The 21,921-nt window shown below is 38.0% G+C and carries 18 protein-coding genes; 7 read left to right on the top strand and 11 right to left on the bottom strand.

What is annotated here, in order from left to right; genetic code table 11:
- Positions 1 to 51 precede the first annotated feature (51 nt).
- The gene (pulA, locus tag EPA86_RS09620; protein ID WP_140603234.1) at positions 52 to 2,916 is read left to right on the top strand and encodes a pullulanase-type alpha-1,6-glucosidase; all 2,865 of its coding nucleotides are present in this window, start codon (positions 52 to 54) and stop codon (positions 2,914 to 2,916) included.
- A gap of 53 nt (positions 2,917 to 2,969) precedes the next feature.
- Here the strand turns inward: pulA and EPA86_RS09615 are convergent, their stop codons facing one another.
- The 4 genes from EPA86_RS09615 to EPA86_RS09600 form a co-directional block, all read right to left on the bottom strand.
- Entirely contained in the window at positions 2,970 to 3,374 is a 405-nt protein-coding gene (locus EPA86_RS09615; RefSeq protein ID WP_342777398.1) for a nuclear transport factor 2 family protein, read from the bottom strand.
- Between the two features lie 154 nt (positions 3,375 to 3,528).
- Entirely contained in the window at positions 3,529 to 3,774 is a 246-nt protein-coding gene (locus EPA86_RS18520) for a DUF6868 family protein (protein WP_425462569.1), read from the bottom strand.
- 45 nt (positions 3,775 to 3,819) lie between these two features.
- Entirely contained in the window at positions 3,820 to 4,590 is a 771-nt protein-coding gene (locus tag EPA86_RS09605) for a substrate-binding periplasmic protein (RefSeq protein WP_140603231.1), read from the bottom strand.
- A gap of 348 nt (positions 4,591 to 4,938) precedes the next feature.
- Positions 4,939 to 5,691, bottom strand: a complete 753-nt coding sequence (locus EPA86_RS09600) for an SDR family oxidoreductase (RefSeq protein WP_140603230.1) — start codon at positions 5,689 to 5,691, stop codon at positions 4,939 to 4,941.
- Positions 5,692 to 5,803: 112 nt separating this feature from the next.
- Here EPA86_RS09600 and EPA86_RS09595 point away from each other — a divergent pair, with 112 nt between their 5' ends.
- Together EPA86_RS09595 and EPA86_RS09590 are read left to right on the top strand one after the other, a co-directional pair.
- Positions 5,804 to 6,205, top strand: a complete 402-nt coding sequence (locus EPA86_RS09595; RefSeq protein WP_140603229.1) for a nuclear transport factor 2 family protein — start codon at positions 5,804 to 5,806, stop codon at positions 6,203 to 6,205.
- A 119-nt stretch (positions 6,206 to 6,324) separates the two neighbouring features.
- On the top strand, positions 6,325 to 8,580 hold the full coding sequence (locus EPA86_RS09590; RefSeq protein ID WP_140603228.1) for an ABC transporter substrate-binding protein: 2,256 nt from the start codon (positions 6,325 to 6,327) through the stop codon (positions 8,578 to 8,580).
- A gap of 61 nt (positions 8,581 to 8,641) precedes the next feature.
- Here the strand turns inward: EPA86_RS09590 and EPA86_RS09585 are convergent, their stop codons facing one another.
- Complete coding sequence (locus EPA86_RS09585; RefSeq protein WP_140603227.1) at positions 8,642 to 10,951, bottom strand: S9 family peptidase; 2,310 nt, start codon at positions 10,949 to 10,951, stop codon at positions 8,642 to 8,644.
- A 301-nt stretch (positions 10,952 to 11,252) separates the two neighbouring features.
- Here EPA86_RS09585 and EPA86_RS09580 point away from each other — a divergent pair, with 301 nt between their 5' ends.
- Genes EPA86_RS09580 through trmB form a run of 3 tightly spaced genes read left to right on the top strand, consistent with a single transcriptional unit; the run spans position 11,253 to position 13,653 of the window.
- Positions 11,253 to 12,197 (top strand): ABC transporter ATP-binding protein, encoded by a 945-nt coding sequence (locus tag EPA86_RS09580; protein WP_140603226.1) that lies wholly within the window; start codon positions 11,253 to 11,255, stop codon positions 12,195 to 12,197.
- The gene (locus tag EPA86_RS09575) at positions 12,198 to 12,962 is read left to right on the top strand and encodes an ABC transporter permease (RefSeq protein WP_140603225.1); all 765 of its coding nucleotides are present in this window, start codon (positions 12,198 to 12,200) and stop codon (positions 12,960 to 12,962) included.
- A 13-nt stretch (positions 12,963 to 12,975) separates the two neighbouring features.
- Positions 12,976 to 13,653: a tRNA (guanine(46)-N(7))-methyltransferase TrmB gene (trmB, locus tag EPA86_RS09570; RefSeq protein ID WP_140603224.1), complete on the top strand. Its 678-nt coding sequence runs from the start codon at positions 12,976 to 12,978 to the stop codon at positions 13,651 to 13,653.
- Positions 13,654 to 14,154: 501 nt separating this feature from the next.
- Here trmB and EPA86_RS09565 read toward each other — a convergent pair.
- Together EPA86_RS09565 and EPA86_RS09560 are read right to left on the bottom strand one after the other, a co-directional pair.
- On the bottom strand, positions 14,155 to 15,450 hold the full coding sequence (locus EPA86_RS09565; RefSeq protein ID WP_140603223.1) for an Ig-like domain-containing protein: 1,296 nt from the start codon (positions 15,448 to 15,450) through the stop codon (positions 14,155 to 14,157).
- Between the two features lie 48 nt (positions 15,451 to 15,498).
- Positions 15,499 to 16,023, bottom strand: a complete 525-nt coding sequence (locus EPA86_RS09560; protein WP_170309619.1) for an outer membrane beta-barrel protein — start codon at positions 16,021 to 16,023, stop codon at positions 15,499 to 15,501.
- Between the two features lie 349 nt (positions 16,024 to 16,372).
- On the opposite strand from EPA86_RS09560, the gene panP reads away from it, so the two are divergent.
- The gene (panP, locus tag EPA86_RS09555; RefSeq protein ID WP_140603221.1) at positions 16,373 to 18,016 is read left to right on the top strand and encodes a pyridoxal-dependent aspartate 1-decarboxylase PanP; all 1,644 of its coding nucleotides are present in this window, start codon (positions 16,373 to 16,375) and stop codon (positions 18,014 to 18,016) included.
- Between the two features lie 139 nt (positions 18,017 to 18,155).
- Here the strand turns inward: panP and panC are convergent, their stop codons facing one another.
- The 4 genes from panC to pcnB all read right to left on the bottom strand — a co-directional run bounded on the left by panC (position 18,156) and on the right by pcnB (position 21,834).
- Positions 18,156 to 19,025, bottom strand: coding sequence for a pantoate--beta-alanine ligase (panC, locus tag EPA86_RS09550; RefSeq protein WP_140603220.1), 870 nt, complete (start codon positions 19,023 to 19,025; stop codon positions 18,156 to 18,158).
- Positions 19,026 to 19,039: 14 nt separating this feature from the next.
- Entirely contained in the window at positions 19,040 to 19,834 is a 795-nt protein-coding gene (panB, locus tag EPA86_RS09545; protein WP_140603219.1) for a 3-methyl-2-oxobutanoate hydroxymethyltransferase, read from the bottom strand.
- Positions 19,835 to 19,980: 146 nt separating this feature from the next.
- The gene (folK, locus tag EPA86_RS09540) at positions 19,981 to 20,475 is read right to left on the bottom strand and encodes a 2-amino-4-hydroxy-6-hydroxymethyldihydropteridine diphosphokinase (protein ID WP_140603218.1); all 495 of its coding nucleotides are present in this window, start codon (positions 20,473 to 20,475) and stop codon (positions 19,981 to 19,983) included.
- 9 nt (positions 20,476 to 20,484) lie between these two features.
- Complete coding sequence (gene pcnB, locus EPA86_RS09535) at positions 20,485 to 21,834, bottom strand: polynucleotide adenylyltransferase PcnB (protein WP_281284874.1); 1,350 nt, start codon at positions 21,832 to 21,834, stop codon at positions 20,485 to 20,487.
- Positions 21,835 to 21,921: the final 87 nt, after the last annotated feature.

Below are 21,921 nucleotides of genomic sequence, written 5' to 3'. Positions count from 1 at the left end.
TAGATGAGCAAGTAAGTTAGTCATTATAAAAATGGCAATTAAATTATCCCTATGAAAAAGTATTCTCATTCATTATTGAGCCTTGCGGCTGTGTTAGCGCCTTTGTATTTATCGAGTTGTGGAGGCAGTGAACAGTCAGTACTATCGCCTGAACAATCGGTTTCAAGTATTCGCCTTGAGCAATTAGCTGAGGCTGCTACTTTAGCCAGTCAAGCAACGGATAGCGCAGCTCATTGGTTAACGCCCGAGTTATTACTATTACCGAAAAATGAAGATAACTTGGTGTATCAACTTATCAAGGCTGATGGTGCTGTAATCGATGCTACTATGTTGCTCGCAACAACTTTGCCTGAAGCAATACAAAAACAGTTTCCCCACTTAGCTGACTTTAAAGCCTATCAAGTTGGCTTATCAGCTAATGAAGCAAAATCTTGGCTAAAGCAGCAATTAATGGTGTTAGCCCTTGATACAGCACAACAAGTACAACACGTTTCTTTTGTGCAAACAGGCGCAATTATTGATGCTTTGTATACGCAAGGAGATAATGATGCCAATGAAGTTCAAGCACTTGGCGCGACGTTAACGGCTCAACAAACTCAATTTAAGTTATGGGCACCCACAGCAAAACAGGTTGAAGTTCACCTATTTGATAAAAATGCTGTTGAAGCGAATGAGCAAGACATAGCAGCCATTGAAATACTTCCTCTTGTTGAAGATGAAAGTACCGGTGTTTGGCAAGTTACAGTTCCTAAGGTATTAGACGGTAGTTATTACCAATATAAAATAACGGTATACCATCCAATCAGTAAACAGGTTGAAGAACTCATTACCACAGATCCCTATTCTTTAAGCTTATCGATGAATAGTCACTATACACAAATTGTCGATTTAGCAGCAGAAAATACCCAGCCATCAGGCTGGAAGTCTCATCAGGTCCCTGAAGTTAATAATGTAGAAGATCATGTTTTATATGAAACGCACATTCGCGATTTTAGCTCTATTGATAGCAAACTGTCTGATAGTCGCTTTCGAGGGAAATATAAAGCGTTTAGCGAACAAGACTCTTACGGCATTCAACACTTAAAATCACTGCAAAAAGCGGGGTTAAATACTGTTCATTTATTGCCCACCTATGATATTGGTACGGTTAATGAAGACAAAAGCAAAGCGATTGATCTTTATGACAATATGGCTAAGGTCTGTGATATAGCACCCCACGCTTTTGTATGTCAGGACAATAGCAAGGTCATGGTAAAACCAGAGCAAACGCTATACTCGGTGCTTTCAGGTTTTGAGCCAAGTGGCAGCCAAGCACAACAACTGGTTAGTGAATTAAGAGAATATGACAACTACAACTGGGGCTATGATCCTTATCATTACACAGTACCAGAAGGGAGTTATGCTCTGAACCCACAGGGCAAAGCACGTATTATAGAATTTAGAGAAATGGTACAAAGCCTTCATGGCCTCGGCTTTCGAGTGATAATGGATGTTGTTTATAATCATACTTACGAGTCGGGTTTGGAAGATAAGTCAGTACTCGATAAAATTGTCCCCAATTACTATCACCGACTTAACTCTATTTCAGGAGCTATAGAGCAATCGACTTGTTGTGATAATACCGCAACTGAGCGCGCTATGATGGCTAAGCTGATGACAGACTCTTTAGTGGTTTGGGCACGAGACTATAAAATTGATGGCTTTCGCTTTGATTTAATGGGGCATCAGCCAAAACAAGCAATGCTTGAAGCAAGAGAAGCAGTAAGAACGGTCGACAGTGATACTTACTTTTATGGTGAAGGCTGGAACTTTGGTGAAGTAGCGCATAATCGTCAGTTTACCCAAGCGAGTCAGCTAGAGCTTGGCGGTACTGAAATCGGTACGTTTACCGACAGGCTTCGTGATGCGGTACGTGGTTCAGGAAACAATACACGTAGTGGGCAGGGGGTTGGTAATGGTTTACTAACTTTGCCCAATAATCAACAAAGTTCATCAAAAGATCTTAGCGACTATCATTTAAAAATGGCGCAACTACGGATTGGCTTAGCAGGTAATTTAGCAGAGTTTGCTTTAATCAATGAGCATGGACAACATGTGCAGGGCAAAGACGTCCCTTATGGTGATCAACCAACGGGTTATGCCTTAGATCCTGCAGATACCATTAATTATGTGTCTAAGCATGATAACCAAACATTATGGGATAATAGCCAATACCGCTTACCGTTTGAACTTTCAACAAACGACAGAGTACGTTTACATCTACAAAGTATTTCGTTTGCTATGTACGCACAAGGTATTCCTTTTTTACATTTAGGCGCCGAGTTTTTACGTTCAAAATCTTACTTACGTGATAGTTATGATTATGGTGACTGGTTTAATCGTGTAGATTTTTCAAAGCAGAGTAATTTTTATCATGTGGGCTTACCGCCAGAGGCTAAAGATAAAGAAAACTGGCCGTTAATTAAAGAAGTCATGGCAGGCCATCAAGGCAGAGATCAAGTTTCATCAAAGCATATAACTTTTAGCAGCGATGTCTTTACTCAAATGTTAGCTATAAGAATGTCATCACCATTATTTAGGTTACCCACAGCGAAAGAAGTTCTGGAAAAAGTGAGCTTTTTAAACACGGGCGAGAATGCGCAAACGGGTTTGATTGTAATGGAATTAAATGATCAAGTAGGGCAGCAAGTTGATCAAAATTACCAAAGTGTTTTAGTGATATTCAATACCTCAGCGCAAAGCCAAAAGTTTGCTGGAACAACAGCACAAGGGCTAAACTTTGCAGGTTATCAATTACATAAAGAGCAAGCCGCAGGGGCTGATGACGTGGTAAAACAAAGTGTTGTGAACGCTAAAAGTATAATCGTTCCTGCGTTGACAACTGCGGTGTTTGTTAGAGCTAAAGAATCTAGCTAATCTAGATAACTAAAGCAGATTCTCTTAAATGAATAAAAAACTTTATAAAGTGCTTAGGGAATAAGCACTTTATTCATGTTTACACCACCTAAATAATTTTCTCTTGGCGTGTAGTTTATCCAGTCAGTTTGTTTAATGATTTTATGCTGGCTATCGAACTCATGCACCATGACAAATAACCATGGACCAAGTACCTGACCATCATAGCTAAATTGGTGAAAGTAACCTTGAGTGGTCACTGTTTGCTCGTCGATTGTTTGATGATTAATTGTGAAGAGTCGGTCGCTATTTAATAGGGAAAACTCCCCGCGTTGCCAATTTAAAAACGCTTTTATATCGGTTTTGTGTTTTAAGTGATTACCATAAACAATGTCTTCAAACTGTGCTTGCTCATGATAGAAAGACATAAATGATTTAAAATCAGAACGCTGTTGATAGATCTTGAAATAGCTATTCACTACATCCTCTAACTCTTTAGTTAACTTATACGAACTTTCACTACTTAACTGAAGGGTTTCATGCTTAGTTGAGGTGCAAGCAGTCAGCCCTAATAGGCAAGGAAAAAGACAAATGATGAGACTAGGCAGACGCAACATATTGCTGTTCACAATTTTATGAGTACATTAATTTTAAAGTAATATAAGGTACGATATTAAGCATGATAATGGCTATTTTGTAGTGAGCAAGGTATTTAAAATACAGTGCAGGTAGCTCATTTTTTGGCACTCCTAGGAGTTTACTGTGTGTGCTTACAATAAACCCTTTAAATAGAGTTAACATAAATGTGGTGAACAAAAGAATAATTATATTAATAATGGCGCTACAGCCAAAAAAGGTAATTAACTCATTGCTTGTCATCATAAGTCCTTTGATTAAGAGAAATTTTTAGATAACAGCTTATCGCTAATTTAAGATAGGTGCTATGTATTTATGGATGACCGCTTTATCTTTATTGCTATTTTTGTATTTCACTAATTGCTCATTAAATTGATCCCTCAATTGAGAGTTATTAAACCCTACATGGGCTTGAACAGCAGGAAACAATGAAGTGTTTTTTATATTCCTGTGTTCAAAGGGGACTTTGGGGTTCTGTTTTAAGTATTTTTGTAAGAAGTAATAGAAAATATAGTAGTCTAATATAACTACATCACACCGTTTTTTGATTAACATTTCGGGAAGTATAGACATATCAGGTAACTCTTGATAAGCCGAATTCTTAGATACTTTCATGAATTCATCACCAAAATATCCAGTAGCCCCTTGAAAGGTGATAATCATTTTACCGGATAAATCAGATATCTCTTCAATCACAAAATTATTTTCTTTCAATGTAAAGATTGTAGGGCGATAACTAATAATTGGCGCTGAAATGAATAACTCTTCAGTATCTTGCTGAAAAAAGGTGGGTAAAAACAAGTCAGCTTCCTTATTAGCTACTTGTTTCATGCTGCGCTTTAGAGGAACAAAGCCGACTCTGACATTATGTCCCATGCTTTGCAGCACTTCTCTAGTTATATCAATATCGATACCGCCCTTTGTCGCTTCTATCATATGAGGCGGTCCATCATCACTTAAAAGCAATAAATCTTTCGCCCACGTGATTTCAGGTCGCGCCATGATTAATAAGAGCAGCGCATAAAGATATATTTTTTTAGAAGAGGTATTTTTATTCATAAGCTTTTATTTTAGCAAAGAAATTATAATTTTCTGCGCTTATTGAATATTGCCTAGTTTTTGATGGCATGAGATTGAAATTTAATATCAACACAAGAAAATAATAGTGATCAGCAGCAAATAGGGGCATTAATTAACTTTGAGGCCAAAAGAACAGATAGAAAAACAGAGGGTGAACAGAGTATTCGTGAAGCTGCGGTTAAGCTTTGGACTCATTTTAATAAACAAGCGAACCTTAGCTTCGCTTGTTAGTTATGCCATACAATTCTCTTAGATGTTGCTCTGACTAAGGCATATTGCTTTTCTTTACTAAACCGATGCAATGTCAAATAAAAAAGAACAATAGAACTATAAACCACCAGCTAAATCCAGAAAATTGCCCGTAGAAAACGATGATTTATCGGATGCTAACCAATAGATAGCTTCTGCGACTTCTTCTGGCTGGCCACCACGTTGCATTGGAATATTGCTTTTCAGCCGCTCAATGCGTTCAGGCTCCCCGCCATCAGCATGCATATCTGTGTAAATTAATCCTGGTCGTACACAGTTTACTCGGATCCCTTCTGCTGCTACTTCTAAGGAAAGTCCTTTAGTTAAAGTATCAATAGCGCCTTTTGAAGCCGCATAATCAATATACTCATTGGGCGAGCCAGAGCGTGCTGCGCCAGAAGATACATTAACAATAACACCGCCAAATCCACCGTGGCGAGTAGACATGCGTTTAACGGCTTCTTTACAACATAAAAAGTAACTAGTGACATTATTGATTAATATGCTGTTGATTCGCTCTGCTGTCATTTGCTCTAATCGAGATTGTGTTCTCAAAATACCGGCATTATTTACCAATACAGTTGGTGCTCCTAATTGTTCATCAACTGTTTTAAATAAATGGTTAACATCTGTTTCAGAAGAAACATCAGCTTGGACAGTAATGCAATGCCCGCCAATGTCAGTAATGCTTTTCGCAACTTTATTTGCTGATACTGAGTCGCTTTTATAGTTAATACATACGGCGAAGTTATTTTGAGCAAACAACTTAGCCGTTGCGGCACCAATTCCTCTACCAGCGCCAGTAATTATGGCAACTTTGCTATGTTTCATAGATTCCTTGAAAACTTATGATTAAAAATATTATTTTTCAGATTTGCTATCTCATTAATAAACTTCGCTTTATAGTTAGAATCTAAATGAAGTGTTTTAGCAAGGTAATAAAATGAATAATGCTATTGATGATAACAAGAGCACCCCACAACAAGAAATATTATCTTTGCTAATAAGGTGGCAAGAAGGTGTGTCAGCAGGAAATGTTGATAAGATTTGTTCGTTATATGCTCATGACGCAGCACTTTGGGGTACTTTTACCACTAAACAACGCATAACTAATCCAGCAATTAGAACTTACTTTGAGGAGTTATTAACTCATCAAGCTTGTTCGGTACATATTATCGAAAACTATCTGCGCTATTTCGATAATACTGCCGTATGTTCTGGGCTATATACCTTTTTACTCAAGGATGGCGATAATGAAAAATCTGTAGCGGCACGTTTTAGTATCACGCTTCATTGTCGTAATGGAGAATGGCTTATTGTTGAGCATCATTCCTCAAAGTGTTGAAATGGAAAAACTTTCACTGAACAGTGGAAAGGTTTACTGCACAATCAGTGAGTAAGGTCGATACCATTAAGTCTAAAATAAGCTAAGCTAACAATACTATCTAAGGAGCTTTTTTATACATGCAAAAACTTATATTGGCCTTGTTATTTTTCTCTCCCTTTGTGTTTTCACAAGAGAAAGTTGTATTGCAGTTGAAATGGTTTCATCAATTTCAGTTTGCTGGTTTTTATGCCGCGAAGGAGAAAGGCTTTTATAAGGATGCTGGGTTTGAGGTAGAAATAAGAGAAAGGGATATAAATACTAGTGCTATAAACGATGTGTTAGAAGGCAGAGCTGACTTTGGCATAGCAGACTCTTCTATTGTTATGCAACGTTTGAATGGTGCACCTGTTGTTATTGCCAGTACAGTTTTTCAAACTAGCCCTCTCGTATTTATGTCATTGAAAAATTTAGATATTACAAGTCCTTATGATTTGCATAGCAAAAAAATCATGTTTCAACGAAGTGTCGATGATGCGTCGTTACAGGCATTACTGCAAATGTTCGGTGTCTATGAAGGTAAGTATGAGTTTGTGCCACATAACTTCAACGATTGGGCATTAACGGAAGGAACGGCTGAAGTGATGGCTGCTTATCGTTCCGATCAACCCTTTAGTTATCAGCAAAAAAACCTCGCCGTAAACCTTATTGATCCCGCGAGCTATGGAATAGACTTTTATGGCGACTTACTATTCACAACTGAAAAAAGAATTAAGCAGGATATTGAAAGCGTACAACGTTTTGTAGAAGCGACCCGTCAAGGTTGGTTATATGCCTTAGAGCATCAAAAAGAAATCGTCGAACTCATTATTAATAAATATCATGTAAATAAATCGAAAGATAGGCTATTGGAAGAAGCCAGAATTACTGAAAGTTTAATCAAGGCGACATTTGTGCCTATAGGTAACGTTTTTCCTGCACGTTTTGAACGTATTGCTCAAACCTATAAAGATTTGAAAATGGCGCCTGCTGAATCAAACGTTGAGGGATTATTACTAGAGGACTATGCCCCCAAACAATTTGAACTAAATAATCGATTTGCCTATTTTGTCATGATTTTAATGCTGCTATTTATTGCTTATTTCATCGTACAAGTGCGGTTTAATAAACGTTTAAAGCGCATAGTGAAAGAACAGGTTAAAGAATTAGCCTATAACAATGAGCAGTTACAAGAGCAAAACGAAGCCCTTTCTAACCAAAAACAAGAAGTCGAACAAGCCAAACAACTTGCTGAAGAAGCAAATAAATCCAAATCTTTGTTCTTGGCGAATATGAGCCATGAAATAAGAACACCCATGAATGGGGTTTTAGGCACGTTGCAATTGTTAAAGCAAATGCAACAAACCGTTGAAGCAAATGATTTGTTAAATAAAGCAATGTATTCTTCAAAGACACTGCTAACCATTATTAATGATATTTTAGACTTCTCGAAAATAGAGGCGGGAAAGCTTGATTTAGAGCAGGCGCCCTTTAACTTAAATCTTATTGTTGATGCGGTATACGCTGCTTTAAAAATCGAAGCGGATGAAAAATCTATCGCATTGAAAGTGATTAAGGGGGAACGTTATCAAAATGGTTGGCTGGGTGACGCCGTGAGAGTGAAACAAGTTTTACTCAATATTTGTTCAAATGCGGTTAAGTTTACAGAACAAGGTAGTGTAACCATTTCCATTGATACCAATGAACAAGGAAACCTGTATTTTCATATTGAAGATACTGGCGTAGGAATGTCAGAAGATGCAGTACAACGATTATTTAATCGCTTTGAGCAAGCAGATAACTCAACCACTCGAAAGTTTGGTGGTACGGGCTTAGGTATGGCAATTACACATAGTTTAGTCGATTTAATGAATGGTTTTATTATTGTGGATAGTGAGTTAACTAAAGGCTCTACATTTAAAGTGTTGCTACCTCTTTCACCTGTGGAGGTGAATGATGATGATTTTAAATCGAATTCGAAACAAGTGCCTGACCTTCAAGGAAAAAGAATATTATTAGCTGAAGATAACAACATTAATAAGGTTATCTTTCAAACTATGATTAAGCCAACAAAAGCGCAAGTTATGGTTGCGAGCAATGGGCAAGAAGCCATTGAGTTAATGGAAAATAATGACTTTGATATTATTTTCATGGATATTCAAATGCCAATATTAGACGGGGTAGAAGCTTGTAAGGTTATTAAACCACTTTATCCTGACACTCCAATTATTGCTTTAACTGCTAATGTCATGGAGAGTGATATTCAGTATTACTTACAGCATGGCTTTGAAAAACATATTGGTAAGCCAATTAACATTGATGAACTATATCAATGTTGTCAGCAGTATTTATTATGATCATTAGTGGGGCAAAGTCGTAATTCGCCCCACTGTTCTATCGTGAATTTTAAAGAAAAACTTAGTTTAATAAGTGCTCTTTTAAGAAATTGGTTTTCATGGTTTTATAGTGCAAGGTTGTGCCTTTACCTTCTCGCAGACTATGGCTGCGATTAGGATATGACATAAATTCAAATTGCTTATTATGCTTAATCAATTCATTAATTAACCGTTCAGCACCTTGATAATGGACATTATCGTCACCGGTACCATGCACTAGTAATAAATCACCTTGTAAATTTTTTGCATGGGTAATAGGTGAGCCTTGTTTGTAACCTTTTGCGTGATCTTCTAGTAAACCTGAGTAGCGTTCTTGGTAAATAGTATCGTACAGTAACTGGTCTGCTACTGGTGCTGATGAAATACCTACATGGTATTGCTCAGGGTATCTGAATAGCATGTTTAAGGTCATTGAGCCGCCACCAGAGTGTCCCCAAATAGCAACGCGGTCTGTATCAATGTAAGACCAGCGTTTACTCATGGCTTTTAGTGCATCACTTTGGTCACGTGAAGATAAAATACCTACACCACCATAAATGGATTTACGCCATGCTTGACCTTTTGGTGCGCGAGTACCGCGGTTATCAATAGAAGCAACAATAAAGCCTTGCTGGGTTAACAATTGATCCCACATAAAGGCATTGCCACGCCATTTATCTTGTACCGTTTGTCCCCAAGCTTCACCGTATACGTAGAAGATGATTGGGTATTTTTTGCTGGCGTCAAAGTTGGCTGGTCTTGTGATATAGCCATCGAGTACCACACCGTCTTGTGCTTCAACTTGAAAAAATTCTGTTTGAGCTAAATCGATTTTCGCCAATTTAGCCGTTAATGCACTGTTTTTCATAAGGGTATGCTGGCTAACATGTTTGCTGTCAGCATCAGGTGCAATATTGACCAAATATTTGGTCGTTGGTTGGCTAAAGCTGGAATGCGAATGTATCGCCCAACTGCCGTTATCTGCCATTTGATAGTAGTTAAAGCCTTGATGTTGCTCAGGAGTAACACGCTGGTTAGACAAAGAACCATCAAGTTTACTGCGGTATAAGTAACGCTGACTGACATTGTCAGGCGAGGCGATAAAATATAACCAGCCATTTTTTTCATCAACGGCTTTAATACTAGTAATATCAAAGTCACCTTGAGTTAGGTTAATGACTGATGAGCCGTCTCTAGTAATTCGATAAAGGTGTCGCCAACCACTGCGTTCACTGGTCCAGATGAAGCTATTGCCGTTATCTAGCCAGCGCGCATCATCAAAAAAATCAAGGAAAGTTTCTTCTTGCTCAGTCATCACTAGATTAACTTTACCCGTAGTGGCATTGGTTAAGTAAAGGTGATTGGTATCTTGTTTACGATTGACATGTTGAATGAGAATTTCATCACTATTACCTGACCAATTCATGCGTGGAATATACATGTTGCGAGAGTTATTAGGCAGTTTACTCCATGTAGTTTTTTTACTGCTGATATCAACAATCCCCACGTTAGCAAGAGCATTGGTTTCACCAACTTTAGGGTAAGGAAATTTAGTTAGTGTTGGGTATAAAGCATCGGTATTATTAATCATAATAAAATCTTTACTACCACTGGTATCAAGTTGCCAATAGGCAATTTTTTTGCCGTCAGGGCTCCAGCGAAAGCCGTCACGGATCAGAAATTCTTCTTCATAGACCCAATCAAATAAGCCGTTGATTATGCCATTACCCGCGGTGTTGGTCAGTTGAGTAATTTCAAGTGTGGATAAATTTTGCAGGTAAAGGTTATTGTGCAGCACATAGGCAATATTGCGGGCGTCAGGAGAAAATTTAGCAAACATCAGCTGGCTGGTGTTGCCATGCTCACCTCCTAATTGTGTTAATTTATTTTGCTTAATATCAAACAACCAGTAATCGCCACGACTGTTTGAACGCCAAACTTTTTTGCTATTGGTATAAATAAGTACCTTGCTGCGATCATCTGAAAAACGATAATCATCAATGCTTAAAGCATGCTCTTTTCCTGTAGGTGTGAGTTGAGCTGCACTGACTAAGATAGTGGCAGCTAATGTTTTTGGATCGTATTGAACAATACTCTTACCTTGACCCTTTGCTTGCTCACTTTTTTCTACACTTAAATAGCCACTACCATCGCTTAGCCAGCGAATCTGGCCAATACGCTCTGACTTAAAAGCTTTTTCTTTATAGATACTATTTAGAGTTAATTGCTGTGAAGCAGTAGCCGATTGTTGTTGAGTTGTTTCTTGAGTTAATGTGCTTTGACAGGCACTTAACGAAATGGCTAATGCAACAGTTGTGATAATGTTGAATTGCTTGAAAAAAGGTTTAGACATTAAATTTCCTTAAGCTCTCATGTTAACTACTCTATCGTAGCTTTAACAATAAAAGCCTGAATGTTTTAGACAAGATCTTGTAAGCACTATAATTTGTATACAATGTCATGACAAGGGAAAGGCGTTGAGTGGCTTGAATAGACTGGTGAATAACTGTTGTTTAACTTTCAAGTAAGCGACTCTTTACTTTAACGCGCAAGTGTAATGTTGTGACAAATATCAACGAGCGGCTATTGAAATTGATAGTTTAATCACCATATTGAGTAACCATTGAGAGACTTTGATCGCATCGAGACAATTTATGACCTATGCATTAGAAATTACCGGCTTAAAGAAAACCTATAAAGGTGGCTTTCAGGCGTTAAAAAATATTGAACTGAAAGTTGAGCAGGGTGACTTTTTTGCTTTACTCGGCCCTAACGGCGCGGGTAAATCAACGACCATTGGCGTGATGACCTCCTTGGTAAATAAGACACAAGGGCAAGTTAAAATATATGGTCATGATATTGATAACGCCTTGGAAGAGGCAAAAAGTCATATTGGCTTAGTGCCACAAGAGTTTAACTTTAATCAATTTGAACCGTTGACCAATATTTTGGTAAATCAAGCGGGTTACTATGGCGTAGATAGAAAAACCGCATTAATCCGTGCAGAAAAATACCTAAAACAACTTGAGTTATGGGACAAGCGTAATGAACCAGCGAGAGCGCTTTCTGGTGGAATGAAGCGTCGTTTAATGATTGCTCGAGCGTTAATGCACGAGCCAAAAATGTTAATTCTTGATGAGCCGACCGCAGGTGTTGATATTGAAATACGTCGAGCAATGTGGGACTTCTTACAAGTACTGAATAAAGAAGGCATCACCATAATTTTAACCACACACTATTTAGAAGAGGCAGAAATGCTGTGTCGCAATATCGCGATTATTGATGGTGGTGAAATTGTTGAAAATACCACGATGAAAGGTTTATTAGCACAACTCGATACAGAAACCTTTGTTTTAGATTTGGCGCCGATTCAGCATCAAGTTTCATTAGATGGTGTTGTCTCGAGACAACTGGATGATCACACCCTAGAAATTGATATTAGTAAAAAGCAGAGTTTGAATCAGGTTTTTGCACAACTATCATCACAAGATGTTGAGGTAAAAAGTATGCGAAATAAGAGTAATCGATTAGAAGCACTCTTTGTCAGCTTAATTAATCAAGCTGATAAAACAAAAGAAAACAGTAAGGTAGAAGCTTAAATGAATAATACCATTGCATTAAAAAGTATTTTACATAAAGAAGTTCATCGCTTTATGCGAATTTGGGTGCAAACCTTAGTTCCGCCAGCAATTACCATTTGTTTATATTTTGTGATATTCGGCTCACTAATTGGAAAGCGTATTGGTGAAATGGGTGGTTTTGACTATATGTCATTTATTGTTCCTGGCCTTATTATGATGAGTGTTATCACTAACTCTTATTCAAATGTCGCGTCGTCATTTTTTAGTGCCAAATGGCAGCGAAATGTTGAAGAAATGTTAGTAGCGCCAGTACCAAATTGGGTTATCGTTGCGGGCTATGTTGGCGGCGGTATGTGTCGTGGTATTTTAGTCGGCCTAATCGTAACCTTTGTTGCATTATTTTTTGTCGATATTCAAGTGCATAATATTTGGGTCATTATTGCCACAGTGAGTTTAACCTCTGCAACCTTTGCCTTGGGGGGATTAATTAATGCTATTTTTGCTGGTAGTTTTGACGATATTTCGATTATTCCTACCTTTGTGCTAACACCGCTAACGTATTTAGGTGGCGTATTTTATTCAATCAGTTTGCTACCTGAGTTTTGGCAAGGTGTTTCGCAAGCCAATCCTATTGTTTATATGGTTAATGCATTTAGGTATGGCTTTTTAGGTATATCTGACGTGAGTTTAGTGACAGCCTTTGCTGTAATTGGCTTTTTTATTGTGACTTTATTTGTTACGGCAATGGTGCTGATCAGTAAAGGTATTGGATTAAGAAGTTAGTAGGGTAAACGAGATGAATGAGCAATATACCGGTGATTCTAAAGCCATTGTCACCAATCAGCAGGGTATTCATGAAAAGCTGGAAGAAATTGTTGAAAAACATTTAACTCACCCTTTTCAGAAACCGTATCAGGCACATACTAAAGATGCCTTTGATGAAATAAATGCTATTGTGCAAGCCTTTGATGGCCCGATTATTTTAGACTCTTGCTGTGGTGTAGGGCAAAGTACTCGCCTCCTTGCAAAGCGTAATCCTGATGCCTTGGTTATTGGAGTTGATAAATCAGCACATCGAATTAATCGTAATGTAGAGCATACTTATGACGGTGATAATTTTTACTTAATCAGGGCAGATTTAAATGACTTTTACCGTTTAGTAAAAGCGGCAAATTGGCCGATCAGCAAGCATTATATTTTGTATCCCAACCCTTGGCCTAAATCTAAGCATATACAACGTCGCTGGCATGGCAGTGCTGTTTTTCCAGTGTTGATCACTTTAGGTGAAGAAATTATTCTTCGTAGCAATTGGTTACTATACTTGGAAGAGTTTCAAGAAGCCGCTGATATAGCAGGTTTAGTCGGGGAGATAACAGAAGTTAATGATGCTGAACCTATTACACCATTTGAGGCTAAATATCAGGCAAGTGGTCAACAATGTTGGCAGTTATTGGTTAAAGCGGCTAGCTACTAATGACTTATGTAATAGCTAGTTAAATTTACTAACATTTATTCATACTGACTAAAAAGCCATTGCAGTGATGCAATGGCTTTTTTGATTAACCTCATTAAACACCAATAAATCAATAGGTTAATGGTTTTGGTATGGTGATTGCAGCCATTTAGTTATTAATGAAGACTAATTGTGAATTACGCTAATTTTTAATTAATTAGTATTAGCGTGTTTAAGGAGAAACCATGACTGTTATTAAACATAAAGTATTAAAAAGTGCTCTTGCTATTATTTTACTTGTGCAAGCAGGTTTAATTTATGCCGCTGCGTGGATCTAAGTCTAAGTATTGACCACATATCAAAGTGTCTATGGGTTAACAGATAAAGAAGTTAATAAAAAACCGCCCAAGAGGCGGTTTTTTATTTCCAATGCTATTCAATGAATGACGCCGTGTTCAGGCATGTTTTTGAAGGCATTGCTTCGAGAGTAGTGCTCGAAGGTACTACTTTCAAAGTTACGGTTTATTCAATGGTGATAATAACGCTCACGGTATTGCCATCGTATATTGCGGAAACAATTAAAGTTCCGGTAACATCTTTTGCAGTTGTGAGTTGATATGTACTATTACTTGTACCTTGTTTAATTAATTCAGCGTGAACTAATTCACTGCCATTAAGTGACCACTGAGTAAACTCAGTCACATTAAGTGATGAAGCGGTTTCGCTGGTATATTTAGCTAATAAAGTTAAATCTAAAGTGGTATTTTTACTGATAGTAATATTGGCTTCACCATCATTTATTTGTAGCTCATCTAAATCCGCTTCACCTGAAACATTAACAGTAGCACTAATTTTTTTACCGCCACACAATGCGCTTAATGTCGTTATGCCAGGTTTCAAACCTAAAATAGTCCCTTTATTTTCGCCGTCTGCAGTGATACCAAATACCGTGGCATTACCTGACTGCCATGCAACACTATTATCAATATCAAAAGACTCTTCGGATACTTCGCTTAATAACGTGGCTTGTGCATTAAAAGATAAACGATCACCTACATCTAATGAAATGAGATTTATTTCTTCATCATTGCGTAAAATCGCTAAGGTATTTAAGCTGCTAGGATCTGCTGTAACGCTCAGTTGATCAGATATTTCGCCAATAGATGCTGTAACTATGGTATTTTCAATTTCTGCGCTTGAAGTAAATATATTGCCTTTATCATCAATTTTAGCAGTCGTCATATCGTCAACAGAAAAACTCATGCCGCGTACTGTGTTTAAAGAGATATAACCATCTTCGTAGGTAACATTGCTATCAACACTGGCATCAATACAGGTGAAAATATTACCAGTTTCAGGTGATTTTTGCTTAAGCTCAATGGCGCTTGCAGCAACATCACTTACCGATAATTCAGTATCGTTGAACATACCATTAATTGTTGTGCCGGTAATGGTGACCAACCCTTGATTAACGGTTGAATTAGCCACGGCGGTAACAAGCCCTTTGCTGTTTACTTTTGCTATGGTTTCATCACTGGACGTCCATTCAAGTTCATCGGTAACATCTCTTGTGTCACCATTACTGTCAACACCTGTAGCGCTTAATTGGTGGGTTTCACTTTCTATTAAGCGAGTTTGCCCACCGTGAATTGTCACTGTTTCAATAATTTCGCCAGTCGCTCGAAGGCGTTCTAGTTCTACCGCCCGTGCTAGTTCAGCTGAATCTGTGCTGTCGGTATCACAAGCCGTTAGTAGAAAGCCTGAAAGACATAAGGCGATAAGGGCGCTTTGGCGAGGAAAATTAATATGTTTGAACATGATATGTGCCTTAGGAAATTTGAATAAAAATATTAGCTAACATTAAGCTTAAAACTGGTAAGTTAAGCCAAGAGAAATACCGGTTATCTCTAAATCACTATCTTTATAGAGAGATTGGTAGCCAAGCCTTACTTGAGTATTATCAAAGAAGGGCAGCTCTTGTTGAATAGATACTCCCCAGGCAAAACCATTATATTCATCTTTACTGTTATAAGTATTTTCTGGGCCTGATACCGTTAACTCATTCATGGCGTAGCCTAAGGAAACATCAAAGCGAAAACCGCTCATGGTCTCAGATTGTAGTACTGTATATAAGCCTACGCTCTTCTCTAAATCAAACTCCATGCGGTAAATATTATCGCTGTTATTAGAAATTAAATATTGTGCCTCAAAGGCTATTCTATTATTGCTGACACCTGCTCTGATTGCCGTCAAACTGGGTTCGGCATTCTCACTTGAGATATCAATATCACCTAGAATATAGTCAATGCCTATATAGGGTGTATCCGCAAAGCTTTTAAATGAAGTCAGCATGGCGAGTGATAACAGTAGAGCAGTGATAGTTTTTAGCATGAGTTTGTTTTCCATCTACAAAGATAGCTGCAAGGATATACAGCACGTTAACAATGGTCAATGACTTCTCTTTTTTTCTGAATATTCAATATCGTTAATAGCTTAGTTAAGAATAGCTTTAAGAAAAATGTAGCTTTTTTGATACAAATAAGCAGAGAAATGCACTATAACTTTGATGAATAGTCGATAAATAACAGTAAAAATGCGAGACTTTTGCGTTGTTTTTTATTAAAGTGCTGTGCTTATTTCTTTGGGTGTTTTCTTAAATGGAGTTATGGATTTACACCGAGAACAACTCAGTATTAATTTAGGTCATACCTTCACATTACGTGTTGAAAAGTGAACATTTATGAGAGCAGCTAAGCGTACAGCACAGGCAACGCCAGAATCATTACATCGCATATTTACTATTGCTGAAGCCCCGGATTCAACGTTAGGGGTAATTGAGCAAGAGATGTCGCAAAATTTGGCTGGATTTTTAGGTAATCACATTGTTGCCACAAAAAATGCCTTAACTGATATTGAACAAGACTTTATTGATGCCCAAATTCCAGAGCAACCAGCTTTTGTTTCTGATCATATGGATCACTTACTAGATAAGCTCGTTGCACAATCTGTCCATACGTCTAGTCCAAGCTTTATTGGTCATATGACCTCGGCATTACCTTCATTTATTTTGCCATTATCTAAGTTGATGATTGGTCTAAATCAAAACCTAGTTAAGGTTGAAACGTCTAAAGCGTTTACGCCCCTTGAGCGTCAAGTTCTGGGGATGATGCATAATTTAGTCTATCAACAAGATGAAGAGTTTTATCAAGCGTGGATGCACAGCGCAAAGCACTCGCTAGGCGCTTTTTGCTCAGGTGGAACTGTGGCAAATATCACCGCACTATGGGTTGCACGTAATAAGCTATTAAAACCTGATGGTGACTTTAAAGGTGTGTCTCGCTCAGGGCTTTTTGCTGCTTTACAGCACTATGGATATAAAGGTTTAGCTATACTCGTTTCTGAACGCGGACACTATTCACTGAAAAAGTCGGCCGATATTTTAGGTATTGGTCAAGAAAGTGTTATCGCTATAGCTACTGATGAAAATAATAAAATCGATTGCAAAAAGTTAGCTGAAAAATGTCAGCAGTTAGCGAAAGAGAATATTAAAGTATTATCGATTGTTGGTGTCGCTGGTACAACTGAAACCGGTAATATCGATCCCCTCGAACAGATGGCAGCAATCGCTCAGCAGTATCAATGTCATTTTCATGTTGATGCGGCATGGGGGGGCGCAACATTATTATCTAATAAGTATCGTCCTTTGCTTAAAGGTATTGAGTTAGCTGATTCTGTAACCATTGACGCACATAAACAAATGTATGTGCCTATGGGGGCAGGTTTAGTCATTTTTAAAGATCCTGAATCGGTTGCAGCTATTGAGCATCATGCAGAATATATTTTACGTAAAGGCTCGAAGGATTTAGGTAGTCATACCTTAGAAGGTTCAAGACCGGGTATGGCAATGCTAGTTTACTCAAGTTTGCATATTATTAGCCGACCTGGCTATGAGATGTTGATAAACCAAGCCATTGAAAAGGCAGAGTACTTTGCTGATTTAATTAATCAGCATGATGATTTTGAGCTGATCACTAAACCTGAATTATGCTTATTAACCTATCGTTATGCGCCTAAAGTCGTGCAAAAATTACTGACAAAATTTAGTATTGATAATGATACAGAAGCGCTATCAGCAATTAATTTACTACTAGGGAAGTTAACGAAATTTATTCAAAAGCGTCAACGTGAAGATGGCCGTTCTTTTGTTTCTCGTACACGCATTGAAGTGGCTCGTTATAATGGCGAGAAAGTGATTGTTTTTCGCGTTGTTTTAGCTAACCCATTAACAAGTAAAGCTATATTGAATGATATTTTGGCAGAGCAATGTTTACTTGCTCAAGAAAGTGAGAACTTTTTACCTCAGCTATTATCTGCAGCTAGCTAGTGATTCAGCAAAGATAAATGCTTATTTTATTTTATTTTAATTGCTCATCTAAAATTTGATATAAAAAAAGAGCTTCATAATCATGAAGCTCTTTTTTTATATCCGTTTTTCATGACTATTTCTGTAAAGTGGTAAATGCTTAAAGAAATAGTTGTAAATTATCAATAAGCCTAGCTTTACCGCAATGAGCTGCGGCTAAAATGACTAATTCTGTATCATCTTCACTGGCAGGTTGTAAGGTTCGGGCATGACAAACATGAATGTAGTCTGTTTTCATCCCTGTTGCATCAATTGCCATTGAAGCCTTCTTGGTTAAGCCAATAAAGTCTGGGCTATGGTCAGGACTGTTCTTACGGCTATATTCAATCTCTTGTGCTAACCATTGTAAGTTTTGCTGTAATGCAGGAGCAACAGCCTTTTCTTCGGCGGTTAAATAGCCATTTCTTGAACTTAACGCTAAACCATTTGCTTCTCGTACTGTCGGTACGGCAATGATGTCAATCGGCATTGATAGGTCTTCAACCATGGTTTGTATGACTTGCACCTGCTGGTAATCTTTTAAACCAAAACAGGCAACATCGGGTTGTACTAGGTTGAAGAGTTTACATACCACCGTTGCTACCCCACGAAAGTGTCCTGGTCGACTTTCACCGCAGTAACCTTCTGAGACATTAGGTACTTCAACAAAACTTTGCTTAGCAATACCTTTAGGGTAAATAATCTCAGGGGTGGGGGTAAATAATAAATCAGTACCTGCAGCAATGAGTTTTTGCTGATCATTTTCCATGGTTCTTGGGTAATTATCTATATCTTCATTGGCACCAAATTGCATAGGGTTAATGAAAATACTAGCAATGACTTTATCAGCATGTTTATGGGCTTCATCAACTAACGAAATATGCCCTTCATGTAAATTTCCCATGGTTGGCACAAACGCAATGGTTAAGCCTTCTTGGCGCCAAGCTTTTACTTGTTGACGCAATTGTAAAATATCGCTAACTGTAATCATAATGAGTTAATTATTTATTTGAAAATATGGTCTTCGCCAGGGAAGTTACCTAATGAAACTTCACTGATATATAGTTCAATGGCCTTTTTTATATCGCCAGTGTCTTTTAGGAAGTTACGAGAAAACTTAGGCATATAGCTACAAGATATACCTAGTGCATCATGCATAACAAGGATTTGACCGTCTGTCTCTTTACCCGCGCCAATACCAATAGTTGGAATAGAAACAGCTTCAGATATCGCCTTACCTAAATCGCTTGGAATGCACTCTAATACTAATAATTGTGCACCTGCTGCTTCAAGCATTTTTGCATCATCTATCATTTGTTGTGCTTTTTCTGCGTCTCGGCCTTGTACTTTAAAACCACCAAAAACATTGACTGATTGAGGTGTTAAACCAAGGTGAGCACACACAGGAATACCGCGTTCAACAAGCGCTGCAATGGTTTCATTTAACCAAGCACCACCTTCCATTTTCACCATAGAGGCACCTGCTCGCATTAGTTTTGCGGCGTTTTCTAGTGCTTGTTCTTTATTGGCATAACTCATAAAAGGCATGTCGGCGATAATTAATGTTTCAGTCACGCCGCGTTTAACGCATTGAGTATGATAAGCCATATCCTCAATAGTCACAGGTAAAGTGTCGTCTTGACCTTGCAACACCATACCCAGAGAATCACCAATTAAGATGGCATGAATGCCGGCTTGATCAAATAATTTAGCAAAGCTGGCATCGTAAGCAGTAATTGTTGAGATTTTTTCGCCTTGCTGCTTCATTTTAAGCAGACTCGCGGTGGTAATTTTAGCCATAATTTTTCCGAAATTTATCAATATGTTTGCTATACCAAACACACATTATGCTGAGCGTTAAGTATAGTATTAAGACTAGTTTATCCTATTTATTCCTAATAAATAACATTACTGCGCATTATGTAGAAAAGAAAAATGGTGAATTATCAAAAACAAAGTGCTTCTTGTTTTAACATGTCATTGTTATTGACGTTATCAAGCAATAATTTCAATGGCTGACCTGAAGGTAGAACTAAATCTGGTGCTATTTCTGCAAGTGGGTAAAGCACGAATTCGCGTTCTGTCATACCATAATGAGGAACAGTGAGTCGTGAATTTTCAATGATCTCGTCACCAAATAAAATAATATCAAGGTCAAGGATGCGAGCGCCCCAGCGATTATCTTTTCTTACTCTGCCTGCTGCATTTTCAATTGCTTGTAATTGGTCGAGTAATTCAATGGCTGTTAATTCTGTTTTTAAAGCCAAAACTGCATTGATATAATCATTCTGATCTTGAGGACCCATGGGCTTGCTCAAATAGAGTGAAGAGGCTGAAACAATGCTGCTTTGCTTAATTTTTGCTATTTCGGCAGCAGCTTGTCTAACTTGCGCTTTAGGGTTAGATAAATTACTGCCAAGGCCTATATATGCTGTAGTCATAAATCGTTATTAGCTATCTTGAGTATTGGCTGTACTATTTGCTTTAGCGGCTGGTTTTCTGCGCTTTCTCGGCGTACGACGCTTGCCACTTTGCGGACCTTTAACCGACTTGATCATTTGCAATCTTGCTTCAGCAGAAACCTGTTGAAAGTCAGTCCACCATTTAGCGAGTTCAGTAAGTTTTTCATTGCCAGACTCAATTTCAGCTCTAAGCAATAAGAAATCGTAACCGGCTCTAAATTTAGGGTGCTCAAAGGTTTTAAAAGCACGCTTTCCTTCTCTTCTGCTGAGCTTATCTTGTAATATCCAGATATCTTTTATAACAGCTTGAAAGCGTTTTGGAATAGCAATAGCGCGTTGTTGCTCAGGCATGACTTCATTTAATGCCGCAAAGAAAGCATCTTGTGGAGTTAATGAGTTATGCATTTTTATTTGCTTAATCTGTTGTTGTAGCGGGTACCAAAGCATAGCGGCAAATAAAAAGGCTGGAGTCACTCTTTGTTCGTTATTGATACGTTTATCAGTATTGCTTAACGCAAGATTGATAAAAGCAGGCATATAAGGATAATTGCTTTCTTCTTCTCTTAAGGCTTGTTCAACGCCAGGAAAGAAAAACTTAAATAAATCATATTCACGTAATGCTTGGTAGTTTTCTACCGCTTTACCTGAAATAAACATTTTTAAGAACTCTTCAAACATTCTTGCCGGCGGAATATTAGCCATTAAAGGAGCTAGTGATTTAATGGGCGCACGCGTTTCTTCACTAATGGACATATCTAACTTAGTGGCAAAGCGAATGGCTCTAAGCATACGAACAGGATCTTCACGATAACGTGTTTCTGGATCACCAATTAAACGTATGGTTTTATTTTTAACATCGTTAACACCGTCAGCAAAATCATAAACTTTGAAATCTTTGCTTGAATAATATAGCGCGTTAATAGTGAAATCGCGGCGTTCAGCATCTTCTTCTATGCTGCCGTAGATATTATCCCTAAGCAGCATGCCATGTTCACTTTGCTTGGATGTTTTTTTGCAGCTTTTTTCTTTTTCACTCGCGCTGTCGTGGTGCCCTCTAAAGGTAGCTACCTCAATAATTTCTCGTCCAAAAACAATATGGGCTAAACGAAAACGTCTGCCAATTAAGCGACAATTACGAAATAGTGCTTTAATTTGCTCTGGTGTGGCATTGGTTGCAATATCAAAATCTTTAGGTTTTAAACCCAGTAAAATATCTCGTACACCACCACCGACTAGATATGCATCGTAGCCACCTTTGTTTAGGCGATACAGCACTTTTAATGCGTTTGGACTGATAAATTGGCGTGATACAGGGTGTTCATCACGAGATAAAACAATGGGCTGTTCTAGTGTTTTTGCAAGTTTTGAAGCTTGTGGCTTTTTGGCTCTGCCAGTTAAAACTTTTTTACATAAATTGATAACGCT

Source organism: Litorilituus lipolyticus, from assembly GCF_006439335.1.
GTDB lineage: Bacteria > Pseudomonadota > Gammaproteobacteria > Enterobacterales > Alteromonadaceae > Colwellia > Colwellia lipolytica.
The sequence above is the reverse complement of the archived record's forward strand: the minus strand, read 5'-3'. Positions and strand labels throughout refer to the sequence as shown.

Coding starts and splice junctions, on each gene's coding strand:
- panB (WP_140603219.1), bottom strand. CDS start 19,834: ATGGCTAAAATTACCACCGCGAGTCTGCTTAAAATGAAGCAGCAAGGC.
- EPA86_RS09590 (WP_140603228.1), top strand. CDS start 6,325: ATGCAAAAACTTATATTGGCCTTGTTATTTTTCTCTCCCTTTGTGTTT.
- folK (WP_140603218.1), bottom strand. CDS start 20,475: ATGACTACAGCATATATAGGCCTTGGCAGTAATTTATCTAACCCTAAA.
- EPA86_RS09580 (WP_140603226.1), top strand. CDS start 11,253: ATGACCTATGCATTAGAAATTACCGGCTTAAAGAAAACCTATAAAGGT.
- panC (WP_140603220.1), bottom strand. CDS start 19,025: ATGATTACAGTTAGCGATATTTTACAATTGCGTCAACAAGTAAAAGCT.
- trmB (WP_140603224.1), top strand. CDS start 12,976: ATGAATGAGCAATATACCGGTGATTCTAAAGCCATTGTCACCAATCAG.
- EPA86_RS09565 (WP_140603223.1), bottom strand. CDS start 15,450: ATGTTCAAACATATTAATTTTCCTCGCCAAAGCGCCCTTATCGCCTTA.
- EPA86_RS18520 (WP_425462569.1), bottom strand. CDS start 3,774: ATGACAAGCAATGAGTTAATTACCTTTTTTGGCTGTAGCGCCATTATT.
- EPA86_RS09575 (WP_140603225.1), top strand. CDS start 12,198: ATGAATAATACCATTGCATTAAAAAGTATTTTACATAAAGAAGTTCAT.
- EPA86_RS09605 (WP_140603231.1), bottom strand. CDS start 4,590: ATGAATAAAAATACCTCTTCTAAAAAAATATATCTTTATGCGCTGCTC.
- pulA (WP_140603234.1), top strand. CDS start 52: ATGAAAAAGTATTCTCATTCATTATTGAGCCTTGCGGCTGTGTTAGCG.
- EPA86_RS09600 (WP_140603230.1), bottom strand. CDS start 5,691: ATGAAACATAGCAAAGTTGCCATAATTACTGGCGCTGGTAGAGGAATT.
- EPA86_RS09585 (WP_140603227.1), bottom strand. CDS start 10,951: ATGTCTAAACCTTTTTTCAAGCAATTCAACATTATCACAACTGTTGCA.
- EPA86_RS09595 (WP_140603229.1), top strand. CDS start 5,804: ATGAATAATGCTATTGATGATAACAAGAGCACCCCACAACAAGAAATA.
- panP (WP_140603221.1), top strand. CDS start 16,373: ATGAGAGCAGCTAAGCGTACAGCACAGGCAACGCCAGAATCATTACAT.
- EPA86_RS09560 (WP_170309619.1), bottom strand. CDS start 16,023: ATGCTAAAAACTATCACTGCTCTACTGTTATCACTCGCCATGCTGACT.